Origin of the sequence: Streptomyces otsuchiensis, from assembly GCF_004305975.1 — a bacterium.
In the GTDB taxonomy this organism is placed as follows: Bacteria; Actinomycetota; Actinomycetes; order Streptomycetales; family Streptomycetaceae; genus Streptomyces; species Streptomyces otsuchiensis.
In genome coordinates this window covers 1-12910 of the sequence record NZ_BHZI01000171.1, presented here as the reverse complement: position 1 = coordinate 12910, position 12910 = coordinate 1, and the positions used below count along the sequence as shown (strand labels likewise).

At 72.9% G+C, this 12910-nt stretch carries 12 protein-coding genes and 1 pseudogene; 8 read left to right on the top strand and 5 right to left on the bottom strand.

Annotated features, from left to right (window positions below; genetic code table 11):
- Positions 1-13: 13 nt before the first annotated feature.
- Both E0D90_RS16930 and E0D90_RS28615 read left to right on the top strand, forming a co-directional pair.
- Positions 14-1480, top strand: a pseudogene (locus tag E0D90_RS16930) (helix-hairpin-helix domain-containing protein); the annotation flags it as partial.
- A gap of 878 nt (positions 1481-2358) precedes the next feature.
- Entirely contained in the window at positions 2359-2574 is a 216-nt protein-coding gene (locus E0D90_RS28615) for a DUF2087 domain-containing protein (protein ID WP_374754169.1), read from the top strand.
- 194 nt (positions 2575-2768) lie between these two features.
- Here E0D90_RS28615 and E0D90_RS16920 read toward each other — a convergent pair whose 3' ends face one another.
- Positions 2769-3545 (bottom strand): RNA polymerase sigma factor, encoded by a 777-nt coding sequence (locus E0D90_RS16920; RefSeq protein WP_227870273.1) that lies wholly within the window; start codon positions 3543-3545, stop codon positions 2769-2771.
- A 384-nt stretch (positions 3546-3929) separates the two neighbouring features.
- Between E0D90_RS16920 and E0D90_RS16915 the strand changes: the two genes are divergently transcribed.
- Both E0D90_RS16915 and E0D90_RS27910 read left to right on the top strand, forming a co-directional pair.
- Positions 3930-4766 (top strand): DUF4397 domain-containing protein, encoded by an 837-nt coding sequence (locus tag E0D90_RS16915; protein ID WP_130799100.1) that lies wholly within the window; start codon positions 3930-3932, stop codon positions 4764-4766.
- 1 nt (position 4767) lies between these two features.
- Complete coding sequence (locus tag E0D90_RS27910; protein ID WP_227870272.1) at positions 4768-5427, top strand: class F sortase; 660 nt, start codon at positions 4768-4770, stop codon at positions 5425-5427.
- A gap of 57 nt (positions 5428-5484) precedes the next feature.
- On the opposite strand, the gene E0D90_RS16905 is transcribed toward E0D90_RS27910, so the two are convergent.
- Genes E0D90_RS16905 through E0D90_RS16890 form a run of 4 tightly spaced genes read right to left on the bottom strand, consistent with a single transcriptional unit; the run spans position 5485 to position 8723 of the window.
- On the bottom strand, positions 5485-6336 hold the full coding sequence (locus tag E0D90_RS16905; protein ID WP_227870271.1) for an enoyl-CoA hydratase/isomerase family protein: 852 nt from the start codon (positions 6334-6336) through the stop codon (positions 5485-5487).
- Entirely contained in the window at positions 6333-7538 is a 1206-nt protein-coding gene (locus E0D90_RS16900; protein WP_130799099.1) for a beta-ketoacyl synthase N-terminal-like domain-containing protein, read from the bottom strand. Before E0D90_RS16900 ends, E0D90_RS16905 begins: the two co-directional genes overlap by 4 nt.
- Positions 7531-8430 carry a hypothetical protein gene (locus E0D90_RS16895; protein ID WP_130799098.1) on the bottom strand — a complete coding sequence of 300 codons (900 nt, stop codon included), beginning with the start codon at positions 8428-8430 and terminating at the stop codon, positions 7531-7533. Before E0D90_RS16895 ends, E0D90_RS16900 begins: the two co-directional genes overlap by 8 nt.
- 47 nt (positions 8431-8477) lie before the next feature.
- Positions 8478-8723, bottom strand: a complete 246-nt coding sequence (locus E0D90_RS16890; protein WP_103503886.1) for an acyl carrier protein — start codon at positions 8721-8723, stop codon at positions 8478-8480.
- Between the two features lie 379 nt (positions 8724-9102).
- On the opposite strand from E0D90_RS16890, the gene E0D90_RS16885 reads away from it, so the two are divergent.
- The 4 genes from E0D90_RS16885 to E0D90_RS16870 form a co-directional block, all read left to right on the top strand.
- Positions 9103-9897 (top strand): 2OG-Fe dioxygenase family protein, encoded by a 795-nt coding sequence (locus tag E0D90_RS16885; RefSeq protein WP_227870270.1) that lies wholly within the window; start codon positions 9103-9105, stop codon positions 9895-9897.
- Between the two features lie 46 nt (positions 9898-9943).
- Positions 9944-11026, top strand: coding sequence for a class-II aminoacyl-tRNA synthetase family protein (locus E0D90_RS16880; RefSeq protein WP_130799097.1), 1083 nt, complete (start codon positions 9944-9946; stop codon positions 11024-11026).
- 144 nt (positions 11027-11170) lie between these two features.
- Positions 11171-11422 (top strand): hypothetical protein, encoded by a 252-nt coding sequence (locus E0D90_RS16875; RefSeq protein WP_103503888.1) that lies wholly within the window; start codon positions 11171-11173, stop codon positions 11420-11422.
- A gap of 19 nt (positions 11423-11441) precedes the next feature.
- A partial coding sequence (locus E0D90_RS16870; protein ID WP_227870269.1) for an MATE family efflux transporter occupies positions 11442-12910 on the top strand: 1469 nt, incomplete at its 3' end.

Genomic DNA, 12910 nt, shown 5'->3' with positions numbered 1-12910 from the left:
GGCCGCCTCCTCGGTGATCTGCTACGTCCTGGGCATCACCGCCGTGGACCCGATCCGGCACGGGCTGCTCTTCGCCCGCTTCCTCAGCGAGGAGAAGGCCGGTCCGCCCGACATCGACCTTGACTTCGAGCACGCCCGCCGCGAGGAGGTCATCCAGTACGTCTACCGCCGCTACGGCCGCACCCACGCCGCCCAGGTCGCCAACATCATCACCTACCGCCCCCGGCTGGCGGTCCGGGACGCGGCCCGCGCCCTGGGCTACCCGCAGGACCGCATCGAGGAGATGACCCGCCACATCCACCACCACGAGCCGCCGCCGGAGACCGCCCCCGTCCCCGCCGACGTGCGGTCCCTGGCCGCCGAACTCCACCGGCTGCCCCGGCACCTGGGCGTCCACTCCGGCGGCATGGTGCTGACCCGCCGGCCCATCGGCGAGACCATGCCGGTGGAGTGGGCCACCGCGGAGGGCCGGTCCGTGCTCCAGGGGGACAAGGACGACGTGGAGGCCGCCGGGCTGATCAAGATCGACCTGCTGGGGCTGGGGATGCTCTCCGCCCTGCACACCGCCTGCGACCTGATCGAACGCCACTACGGCCGCGTCCTGGACCTCGCCACCGTCCCGCCCGAGGACCCCGCGGTCTACGAGATGCTCTCCCGCGCCGACACCGTCGGTGTCTTCCAGGTCGAGTCCCGCGCCCAGATGTCCACCCTGCCCCGGCTGCGCCCGAGGAACTTCGGCGACCTGGTGGTCGCCGTCTCGCTGATCCGGCCCGGCCCCATCCAGGGCGGCTCCGTCCACCCCTACATGCGGCGCCGCGCCGGAGTGGAGGATGTCCGCTACCCGCACCCCTCCGCCGAGCCCGCGCTCCGGCGCTCCCTGGGCGTGGCGCTGTGGCAGGAACAGGCGATGCGGCTGGCGATCGACTGCGCCGGCTTCTCCGCCGGGCAGGCCGACCGGCTCCGCAAGGCCCTGGCCGCCAAGCACTCCACGGAACAGGTGGCGCGGATGCGCACCACGCTGCTGGAGGGAATGCGGCGGCGCGGCATCGACCGGGCGGCGGCCGAGGAGATCGCCACGATGATCGAGGGGTTCTCCCACTACGGCTTCCCCGAGTCGCACGCCCAGTCGATGGCACACCTCGTCTACGCCAGCGCCTGGATCAAGCGGCACTACCCGGCCGCGCTGCTCGCCGCGATCATGTCCCATCTGCCCATGGGGTTCTACTCCCTGCTCACCCTCGTCGGCGACGCGCGGCGCCACGGTGTCACCGTGCGCGGGGTGGACGTCCACGCCTCCGGGACCGCGACCAGCCTGGAGTCCGGCGCGGGCACCCCCGGCGGGGAGCACGGCGCCCCCGCTATCCGGCTCGGCCTGTCCACGGTGCGCGGACTGGGCGCCGGGCACGCCGAACGCATCGTCGCCGAACGCCCGTTCACCGGGCTGGACGACCTGGCGGCCCGCACCCGGCTGCCCGCCCGGGTCCTGGAGAACCTGGCCACCGCCGGAGCCCTCGCCTGCCTGGGGACCGGGCGCCGCGAAGGGCTGTGGACCGCCGGCGCCGTCGCCCACCGGGGACAGGACCCGCTGCCCGGCACCACCACGCCGCCGGCCGCGCCCCGCCTGCCGGAGATGACCCCGACCGAGGAGACCTACGCCGACCTCTGGGCCACCGGCGCCTCACCCGGAACCCACCCCGTCCAGTACCTCCGCTCCCACCTCGACATCCTCGGCGCCGTCTCCGCCGAGGAGGTGCGGGGACTGACGGACCGCACCCGGATCCTGCTGGGCGGGCTGGTCACCCACCGGCAGCGTCCGCCCACGGCCAAGGGCACCTGCTTCCTCAACATCGAGGACGAGACCGGCATGACCAATGTGATCGTCCCCCCGCCGGTCTGGCGGCGCTACCAGCGCGTGGCACTGGACAACCCCGGGCTCGTCATCCACGGCACCGTCGAACGCGCGCACGGGGCGATCAACGTGCTGGCCCACCGCATCGAGCCGCTGCGGCTGGAGACCCCCGCCCGCCGGACGGCGCCCCGCACCGACCCACCGCACCGTGTCGGCCCCCACGCCGATACCGGGGAGGCCCGGGACACCGGGGGCTCCCGGGGCGGCACCCCGCGGCGGAACTTACGGACCCGGCGGCGCCGGGCATCCCGCGCGGGACGCCCGGCGCCGATAACCGGTTGCCCCGGCACCCCGGCCGGGGACAGGCTCACCCCATGCGTGACACCGCCTCCGGGCCCGCCCCGTCCGCCGTCCCCGCACCGACGGAGCCCGCCTCCGGGCACCAGGCGCCGCCGGAGCCCGTCTCCGGCCGCGCCGGCGACGTCTCAGCGCTCTTCACCCGGGGCCGGCTGGTCGCCATCCCGCGCAAGGCGGCCCGTCGCGAGCAGTTGCTCGCCCACCTCGCGCGGACGCTCTTCGAGCCGCACCGTTCCTACACCGAACGCGAGGTCAACGACGCGATCCTGACCGTCCACGAGGACTGCTCGGCGCTGCGCCGCTACCTCGTGGAGTCGGTGCACCTGGTCCGCACCCGGGACGGCAGCAGCTACCGCCGCGTCGGCTGAGCCCCGGCCCCCGTGTCCCAGGGCCGGCCCCGGGAGGTGGCACGGACCACGATGTGGCACCGCGGGTCGCCGCCCACCCCGCCGGTCGTGCGGCCCGCATGCCTCGTCGGCGCACGACAGCCGGCCAGCCGGCCGGGTCCGGCGCGGTCCCGACCGCCGCCCCGGCCGACTGCCGGCGCGGCGAGGCAGCCGTGTCAGGGGGCATCCGGCAGCGTCGTCCGCCGGGCGGTCCCGGCGGACAGGGCGCCGGGAGCCGCCGCAGGCGTCGCAGGCGTCCCGGCGGCTTCCGGGCCGAGCGCCCGCCGCAGTGTCAGCAGGGCGCGGCGGAGGTGGCTCTTGACCGTGCCGAGGGGGAGCCCGGTCCGTTCGGCGATCTGCGCCTGGGTCAGGTCGTTGTAGAAGGCGAGGCCGATGACCTCCACCTGAACGCGTGGCAGCCGCCGTAGCTCACGCAGGACCAGCACCCGGTCCAGCACCTGCTCCGGCCCCGAGCCGCTGTCGACGGCCGGATACGGGAGGAGGCGGTCGGTGTGCACGGAGGCCAGCAGTTCGCCACGCCGGGCACGGGCCGCCAGCGCGTCCGCGATGGAGTGCCGGGCGATGCCGACCAGCCAGCCTGCCAGGGTGCCCCGCTCGGGGCGGAAGCGGTGCCGTCCACACCAGGCGGCCAGGAAGACCTGCTGGGTCACGTCCTCGGCCTCCCGCTCGTCACCGAGGGCACGCCTGGCGAGGGCGAGGATCATCGAGCCCCACCGCTGGTAGACGGTCTCCAGGCCCCGTTCGTCGCCGGCGAGGAAACCCGCGACGTCCGGTTCCAGGAGGCCGTCGTGACCGCTTTGGTCAGGTTCTTCCGTTTCGCTCCCCGTGGTGCCCGTGGTGCCCGTGGTGCCCGTGGTGCCCGTGGTGCCGCGACGGCCGCGGACCCGGGGCATCATGGTGCGGCTGCTCGGGGCTGGTCCGATGTCCACCATGACGGAGTCCTCCTGCCACGTCGGCGGGCTGTCGCCGGGGTGTGCGGCACGCGGCCGGGTGGGCTGGAGCCGGCCGCGTGCCGACTCCGCCCACGGTGGAGGCGGGACACCGGCCCGGCAACTCGCGGTGCCGGTGCCCGGACGCGTCCCCGACGTCCCGGACACGGCCTCCGTGCCGCGCCGAAGCGCCCGCGCCACGTCCGCTGCCGGACGGTGCCCCGAGGTGACCGACTGCGCCGAACGGGTCGTGCTCGGGGGCAGCGTCGCAGGTGGGAGCCGGGTCGCCCGGGCGACCTGGGGGCAGCCGCATCCACGGGGAGCCCGGCCACGGAAGTGAGGGCGAGGTACCGCACCGAGCGGGACCCGACGAAGGGACATCAACCGATGAGCTTCCGCATACCCACCGCCATCGCAGCGTCGCTGGGTCTCGGCGCACTGACCCTGGGTATCACCGGCCCGGCCGCGGCAGCCCCGGCCGACGCGTCCGCCGCCGCGGACACAGCCCTGGTCTCCGTCTTCCACGGCGTGCCCGACCTGCCCGTCGACGTCTACGCCAACGGTGAGGAACTCCTCCCCGACTTCCAGCCCGGCACCCTGACCGACCCGGTCGAGCTCGACCCCGGTTCCTACGAGATCACCGTGTTCGAGGCGGGCGCCGACCCGTCAGGCACCCCCACCCTGGAGACCACGGTCGAGGTCGGCGCGGGTGACAACGCGACCCTCACCGCCAACCTGTCCGAGGACGGCACCCCCGCACTGAACGCCTACGTCAACGACACCTCCGAGATGGCGGCGGGAACCTCCCGGCTGACCGCGCGGCACATCGCGGCTGCCCCGGCCGTGGACGTCCGCGCCGACGGCAACGTCGTCTTCTCCGGCCTGGAGAACCCCGGCGAGGACACCACCGAGGTCGACGCGGGCACCGTGTCCGCCGACGTCACCCTGGCCGGCACCGACACGGTCGCCATCGGCCCGGCGGACCTCGACCTGGCCGAGGGCACTGTCACCATCGTCTACGCGTGGGGCAGCGCGGAGGACGACAACCTCGCCCTCGCGGTCCAGACGATCGACGGCACGCACACCGCGCCGGGACACGTGGACGCCGGTACCAGTGGTGCCGCGGCCAACTCCTCCGAGGCCTGGATGGCCTGGAGCGCCGCCGGACTCGCCGGCCTCGGCGCAGCACTGCTGGTGAGCCGTCGGGCGCGCCAGGACGCCTGAGGTGGACACGGGTCACCCCCGCTCGCCGCGCCCCCGTCGGTTCCGGCCACACTCCGGTGCCGCGGGGGCGCTGGCTGCGGGGGTTGTCCTGTTCCTTGCCCTCGGTGCCCCGGGTGGCACCGCACCGGAGGACTTCGGCGGCCCGCCCTCCGCCACCGGGCGACCGGGCGCCGAGGAGCACGAGCAGCCGCCGGGCGCGGGGGCGGAGGACGGCGCCGGGGCACCCGTGCGGGTGTCGGTGGACCGCGTGGGCCTGACGGCACAGGTGGTGCCGGTCGGCGTGGAGGACGACGGCGGAGCCGAGGTCCCCGAGGACCCGCGGCTGGTGGGCTGGTACCGGTTCGGCCCAGCCCCCGGCGCGCCCGCCGGCTCAGCGGTGCTGATGGGGCACGTGGACGCGCACACCGGCGCACTGGGTGAGTTCGCGCGTCTGTACGACGTACGCGAGGGCGACCGCGTGACGGTCGAACGCGACGCGGCCGAATCCGTCCACTACCGGATCACCGGACGCGAGACCGTCGCCCGGGAGGCCCTGCCCGAGTGGACCTTCCGCCGTGACGGCGACCCGGTGCTGACCCTGATCACCTGCGCGCCGCCCTACACGGCTGACGGGGGCTACCGGAACAACGTCGTCGTGACCGCCGTCCCCGAGGACGGCTGAGGTGGCGCGAGACGCCGGGCGGGCGCGTCGTCTCAGACGCCGGGCGGGCACGTCGCCTCACTCCCCGGTGTAGACCGTGTCGTGCTCCGGGCCGTGGGCGAGGAACCCGGCGACGCCGCGCCGGTGGTCGGCGGAGCGGGTCACCCGGGCGGCGATCCCCGGGAGGGCGGCGTCCGCCGCGTCGACACCGCCGCTGAGCCAGGCGCGCACGACCTCCTTCGTCGCCCCGTGGGCGCGGGTCGGCCCCTCGGCCAGCCGCCGCGCGTAGGCGTGCGCGTCCTCGTGGAAGGTCTTCGGCTCGAAGAGCGCGTTCACCACGCCCCAGTCGGCCAGGACCGACCCCCGGTACAGGTCGCCCGTCATCACCAGCTCCCGCGCCCGCCCCGGGCCGGCCCGCTCGGCCAGCCGCTGGGTGCCGCCCATGGAGGGGGTGAACCCGATCCTGCGTTCCACCAGACCGAACCGGGCGGAGGCCGTGGCCACGATCAGATCGCAGGCCAGGGCGAGTTCGAAGGCGGCGGTGAGGGTCAGCGAGTGGGCCGCGAACACGGTCGGGCACGGCAGGCGCTCCAGCGCGCGGGTGATCCGCAGCCGGCTCTCCCAGAACTCCTCGGCCTCGTCGTCCTCCAGAGCGGCGAAGACCTCGACATCGACCCCGGAGCTGACGATCCGCCCGCCGGAACGGACGAGGAGCGCGCGCGGCGGATGCTCGGTCAGCCAGTCCACGGCGTCGGCCCAGGCCGCCCACATCGGCAGGTCGAAGACGTTGACCGGCGGGCTGTCCATGGTGAGCACGGCGAGCGGACCGTCCCGGGTCAGCCGCAGCGGCCCGTCCCCGTCGCGCAGGTGCGCGGGAGGGAGCGGCCCGGCGTCCGCCGTGCCCGGGCCCGTGGGGTCGGGGGCGCTCACGGCGTGCCCCGGAAGATGGCGATGGCGTTGTTGCCGCCGAAGCCGAAGGCGTTGCTCTGGACATGCCGCAGACCGGGAACGGCGAGCGGTGCGCCGGTCACCAGCTTCAGGCCGGGCTCGACGTCCTCGCTGTCGACCGGGGTCGGCGGCACCAGCCCGTGCCGGAGCGTGAGGCAGGCGGCCACCGAGCCGGCCGCCCCCGCCGCGCCCATCAGATGGCCGACCGTTCCCTTGATCGCGGTGACGGCGGCGTTCGGATAGTGCTCGGTGAAGATGCCCGCCTCGATGGTGTCGTTGGCCCGGCTGCCGGTTCCGTGGGCGTAGATCACGTCGATGTCGTCCGCGCCGAGCCCGGCCTCGGCCAGGGCGCGTCGGTGACAGGCGGCGACGCCCTCACGGTCCGGCGCGGTGGGGTGGCTGGCGTCGTTGCTGACGGCCACGGCGAGGACCTCGCCGTAGGGCTGCCCGCCGGGGCGCAGCGCCTGTTCGGTCTGGAGCACCAGGAAGCCCGCGCCCTCGGACGGCGTGACGTAGCGGCGGTTGCCCGCGAACGGACGGCAGGGCGTCCGCCCGATCGCCTGGAGGGTGGCGAACCCGATGATGTTCTTCTCCGAGTACGGGTCGCAGCCGCCGACGACGGCGGTGTCGGCGACACCGGAACGGAGCATCTCCAGCGCGCAGGAGAGGGCGACGTTCGCCGACGCGCAGGTGCTCTGCGCGGTGAACACCGGACCGTGCGCACCGACGGCCCGGGCGACCGTGTCGGAGATGGAGTAGCTGGAGAAGCCGCCGCTCTCCCCGATGTCACGGCGGTCGGCGACCAGGTCCTCCAGCGCGTCCGCCTGGCCGTCGCTGCTGCCCACACAGACGACCGCGTCGCGCAGTTCCCGCGCGCCCGGGGCGATTCCCGCGTCCCGGAGGGCCTCCAGTGCCGCGTACTCCGCGAAGACCGAGGCGGCGCGCGGGCGTTCACGGGTCTCGGCGCTGACCTCGGAGAGGGCGCTCTCGTAGGCGGCGGCGGGCACCCGGCCGCCGAGGATGCCGGACTTCATGCCGGGATACAGCGGTGTCAGTTCCTCGAAGCGCGGGCGTCCCGCGCACAGGTCGTCCCAGAAGGGGGCTGTGCCGGCGCCGGCCGGCGAGATCATGCCCACTCCGGTCACGAAGACCCGGGTCTGTTCCGGTGTCGAGCTGCTACGCATCGGTGGTGACCTTCTGCCTGGTGACGGTGACGCCGGCCCGGCGCCCGGTGGCGGTCCGGCAGGTGAGGACGGCCCGCTCCCCGGCCCGCAGGGTGCCGGCCAGCCGCAGGAAGGCGTCGGTGGCGAAGGCGCCGTTGCGGTCGTGGGCGGCGGCTGGGACGGTGTCGCCGGTGAGAGCGGGGTGTCCCGGGTCCCGGATCACCTCGACCCGGGCGCCCGGAGCGTTGTCCGGCGTGTCGTCCCGCGCGTCGCCCGGCGCGTCGTGACCTGTGCCGAAGTCGAAGGCGGCGGTGAGCCCGTGGCCCCGGACGAGCGTCGCGTGCGTCACCCCGGAGCGGCAGGTCACGCCCGGCGCGTCGTGGTCGGCGTCCCGCAGGGCTTCGGGGGAGTAGACGTCACCGACCAGCAGGCGGCTGACGTCGGACCGGCCCCGCTCCAGGGCCGAGAGCGCCTGCCACAGGGCGAGGACCGGGGTGAGCGTCCCGCCGTTGAGCGTCATGTTGCGGCCGGTCGCGCCGATGCTCAGGTTGACGAAGGCGGCGGCCGAACTGGAGGTCGCGTTGGGGAAGTACTGCGCGGAGAGCAGCCGTCCCTTGCTCGCGGCGTCCCGCTGGAGCCGGGCGAGCGCGGCGGTGTTGCCGTACTCGGTGCCGATCACGACCGTCTCGTCGGTACGGGTCCCGGAGGCGCGGGCCGCGGAGCCGCCGGCCCCGGGGGTCTCCCCGCCGGTGTGCACCAGGTAGAGGCAGAGGCGGGTGAACCAGTCGCGGAACTGGTCGCCGGTGGAGCCGATCACCTCGTGCAGGTCGGCTGGCAGCCCGGCCGGTTCGCCCGACTCGGTGATGCCCTCCGGCGCGCAGAGCGCGACCTGGCTCAGATCAAACGCGAACACACGATCCTCCGTGGAGCTGGACAGGGAACGCCTGGGCCCGGGCAGGCTCAGCCGGGGACCAGTTCGTTCACGTAGCCCTGGAGGTCGGCGACGGTGACCAGGTCCCGGGAGAACTCGTCACCGATCTCGATGTCCAGCTCGGACTCGACCAGGACGATCACGTCGATCAGCTTCAGCGAGTCGATTCCGAGGTCGGCGTTCAAATCCTGCGAGCTCTGCACGGTGAAGGAATCGGGAAGCTCCGCGACCTGCTTCAGGATCGATGAAATCGTTTCGTTGACGGCGACGGGCATGTCGCTTCCCCCCGGTGTGCATTCTGCCTTGGTGTGTGGTCACAGCGTGCCGAATCGGAAAAAGCGAGGTGTTGATCATTCGCATCGGCGCTCGGACGCTAGCCGTCTGCGGAGTCGAGTGTCAACATGCGTGGAAACGTTTGTGGTTGAGGTGTGGCACAGCCATATTCGCGCAACGGTTCAGCTGTTTCCGTTGCGCGCCTCCCCGGTTCGTGGTACTGCCCGTCCGGCGCCTCCCGGCTGGGCTGACGGTGCGTCAGAACGCGCCCGTGATAGCTCAAATCCCCTGTTGGTGTGGGTGTTTCGGCGTGAAACCTCATGTGACCTTCGCCATGTTGGCGGTCCCCGGTGGCTGCCTTACGCTCCATCATCAAGTGCCATGACCAACGGGGGGCGTTTCGCCATGTCAGTTCTGCCGTCAGAGCTCGCCAAGAACGGCTACGACCGCTGGGATCTCCTCCAGCATTTCGGCCTGACCGAAACGGATGAGAACTACCGGGCGCTCCGGGCGGCTTACGAAGACCTGCCCATCGACCCGTACGCCCCCGATTCCGGACGGCACCGCCGGTACGCACGTGGGGTATTCCTTCCGTGGTCCCGGGAGTTCTTCTGGATGCCGGCTTCCAGAAGTCACGCACTCGAAGGCATGAACGGTTACTACCAGGGTGACAACAACCCCGAATACGTCAACGTGGTCCGCTCCCTTCCGGCGATCAGCCAGGAGGTCTGCGACAACCCGCTGCTGCTGGACATGATCCAGTTCGACTTCGAGCAGACGCGCTGGAGCGAGGACGACGCGGTCTGGCCGCTGTACGTCGGGATCCACCTGATCAAGCTGCGCATCGAGGACGAGGACGGCGAGGCCGTCTCCTCGCCCAACGAGCTGCACCAGGACGGCGAGCCGTACGTCTTCGCGCACATGATCTACCGGGAGAACGCCGAGGGCGGCAACAACGTCATCGCCACCCCGGCCCATCGCGGGAAGCAGCCGGAGGAGGTCCCGGCCCACGACATCCTCGCCGAGTTCGACATGCGCACTCCGCTGGAGGCGTACGGGATCACCGACCACCTCGTGAGCCACTACGTCGCCCCCATCCGCAAGGGCAGCGAGCCCGGCCCGGGCGAGCGGGCGATCCTGCTCGCCGACTGGGTGCCCATGCGTCACCGCATCTGAGGGGCGGCGGACCATGCACGAAGTGCGCCATCACCACCCCCGGGCGGTGAGCACCGGAGCCGGCGACGAACTGCGCAAGGCTCTCGTCTTCTACTACGGCGACGCCCGCGTGACGCCCGCCGAGCGCGGTGTCGACGTCACGGTTCCGGGCGCGTCCGGCCTGGACGAACGCGCGCTGGGCGAGATCGTCCGGCACTTCCTGCGCGGACACCGGGATGTCCCGGTGAAGGTCGCGGCCGAACACGCCCCGACCACCGCCGTGGACGCCTCGCCGCCGTCCCGGGACGACCGGGTCGAACTGGCCGGAGGTGTCTATCTGCACGGCCCCGAGTGGGGCGCGGCGATGCGGCACACCCGTGAGGCGGTCCGGCGGGGGATCGCCGACCGGTTCGACGCGCCGAGCCTGACGGGTGCCGCCCAGATCCCCCGCGACGTCCTGGTGCGCGCCGGCTACTACCAGAAGTTCCCCCACCTGGTGAACACGGTCGGCCGCATCCGCCCCGACTACTGGGACGGGGTGACGGTCGCGCAGCTGCGGCCCGGCCAGGACGAGACGCTCGCGTCGTTCTACACGCCGTCCGAGATGGTGCTGAACCCGGTCACCTGCTACCACGTCTACGCCAACGCGCCGCTTCTGCTGGAGCGTTACGGCAGCGACGGCCTGTTCGCCATCGAGGGGCCGGTCTTCCGTCACGAGTCCCACAACCACGGGCCCACCCGGCTGGCCGAGTTCACGATGTTCGAGCTGGTCCGGCTCGGTGGCACGGCGGCCGTCGAGCGGGAGTACGAGCGGCTGCTGACCGTCTTCACCGAGTTCTTCGCGTCACTGGACCTTCCGCACCGGATCGTCAGCGCCTCGGACGCCTTCTTCGGGGACGACCCCTCGATCGCCCGGGACGCCCAGCTGCTGAGCGGCGGCAAGTTCGAGGTGCGGGTACCGCTGGGCGACGGTGAACTCTCCGTGGCCAGCGTGAACTTCCACGGGGAGGTCTTCGCCGACGCGTTCGCGCTGCGTGAGCGGGGGGTCGAGGCCACCTGCTGCGCGGGCGTCGGCCTGGACCGGCTCGCCTACGCCCTCCTCTCCTACGGCCTGATCCCCGACGGACCGGCCTCGCCCGGCCCGGCGTGACACCACCCGCTCCGGAGTAGCGCCGTCCCGGCGTGACGCCGCCCACGCCACCAGGCCCGAGAGACCACCCCGGGCGGCCTCCCCCGACCACCGTCGAGCGGGCGGCCGCCCGGCGTTCGACCCCACCACCGAGAGATGAGACCCATGGAAGACATCGCAGGCGTGGTCAGCGGGCTGCTCGACCAGCTCGCGGCGGCCCGGGACGTTCCCGGCGACGCGGCCCCCGGCCTGATCATCGTGAGTTCGCTGGACCAGATGCGCTTCCTGGTCGGCCTGGAGGAGCGACTCGATGTGATGCTGGACGTCGGCGACGAGCTGCCGTTCGACCTCACGGACCGCGATGCCCTGGTGAAGAGCGTCCGCGAGCTGCTCGTCGAATCCGGCGTCGACCTGTGACCGCCGGGGAGCGGTCCTGATGGCGGCCGGGCGTACCCCGGTGGCCGACTGGCCGATCATGCGCCAGGTGGTCGGAACCTCGGTGCCGCTGATGTTCGGCATGGTGGGCAACCTGCTGTTCATGCTGGTCGACCGGATCTGCCTGGCGCGCTACTCCGAGGAGACCCTCCAGGCGTCCGGCCCCGCGATCTTCACGGCCACGGCGATCTTCATGCTCACCACCGGCGCCGTCGGGATCACCCGCTCCTACGTCGCCCAGGCCCGGGGGCGTGAGGACGAGCGCGGCACCCTGGACGAGGGTGCCAACGGCTTCGTCCTCGCCGTCCTGCTCTCCCTGGTGCTGCTGGCGTCCACCCCGCTGGTGATGCGCATTCCCGAGCTGAGCGGCCACCCGCCGGCCGTCCAGGAGCTGGAGTCGCAGTACCTCGGCCTGGCCACCGTCTACGGCGCCGTCATGACCCTGAACATGGCGCTCTCCTCCTACTTCAACGGCATGGGACGCACCCGGGTCCCGATGACGGTCGGCCTCATCGGGCAGGCCGTCGGCGTGGTGCTGACCGTCGGCCTCGTCTTCGGCCGCTTCGGGCTGCCCGAGATGGGGATGCGCGGCTCGGCCCTCGGCACGCTCGGCGCGGTCGCCGTGATGTTCGTCTGCTACTGGGTCTACCTGCCCAGCGGCTACTGCGCGGGCTTCGTCAACCTGGTGCGCCAGGGCATGCGACGGGCCTTCGACACCGTCTGGCTGCGGCTGCGCCGCGGCGCGCCCTCCGGCGGATCGATGGGCCTGGAGGAGCTGGGCCAGACGGCCTTCGTCTGGCTGGCGGGCGTGCTCGGGGTGCTGGCGCTGTCCGCCAACAACGTCGCCCTCTCGCTCAACTACGCGGCCGTCATCCCGCTGATCGGGCTCGGGCTGGGCTGCAACGTCCTGTGCGGCAACGCGGTCGGCGCCAAGCGCTACCTCGACGTGCCCCGGATCATGCGGGCCACCCTCCTGGTCAGCGGTGCCTATGTGGCGGTCGTCGCCTTCTTCCAGATCGTCACGCCCACGCTGCTGCTGGCGCCCTTCGGTCTGAGCGAGGCCGGGCCGGAGACCGTCGAGACCGCGGTCAACACCTCACGGGTGCTGTGGACCTACGCGGCGGCGTTCATGTTCGCCATGGTGGGCTCCGCGGTGCTGGAGTGCTTCGGCCTGGCGCGGTTCGCCTTCGTCACCCGCGTCGTCCTGATGTGGTGCCTGTGCGTCCCGATCCTCACCGCGGTCGTGCTGACCCACCAGGACCAGCCCGAGATCCTGCCGGTCCTGTGGCTGATCTTCTCCTTCTTCGAAGCGGTGATGGCGGCCATCTGCTTCTGGCGCATCAGGCGAGCCGTCGCACGGCGGGAGAACGAACTCGTCGAGGTGGAGACCGCCGACGCGCCGGTCGCCGCCGAGGCCGAGCCGCAGCCCCTGGCGGCGGGAGAGCCCGCCGCCAGGGGCTGCGGCTCGGC

Bases quoted from the DNA above. Each gene is read 5' to 3' on its own strand.
- E0D90_RS16890 (WP_103503886.1), bottom strand. From the start codon at position 8,723: ATGCCCGTCGCCGTCAACGAAACGATTTCATCGATCCTGAAGCAGGTC.
- E0D90_RS16915 (WP_130799100.1), top strand. From the start codon at position 3,930: ATGAGCTTCCGCATACCCACCGCCATCGCAGCGTCGCTGGGTCTCGGC.
- E0D90_RS16875 (WP_103503888.1), top strand. From the start codon at position 11,171: ATGGAAGACATCGCAGGCGTGGTCAGCGGGCTGCTCGACCAGCTCGCG.
- E0D90_RS16885 (WP_227870270.1), top strand. From the start codon at position 9,103: ATGACCAACGGGGGGCGTTTCGCCATGTCAGTTCTGCCGTCAGAGCTC.
- E0D90_RS16920 (WP_227870273.1), bottom strand. From the start codon at position 3,545: ATGGTGGACATCGGACCAGCCCCGAGCAGCCGCACCATGATGCCCCGG.
- E0D90_RS16900 (WP_130799099.1), bottom strand. From the start codon at position 7,538: ATGCGTAGCAGCTCGACACCGGAACAGACCCGGGTCTTCGTGACCGGA.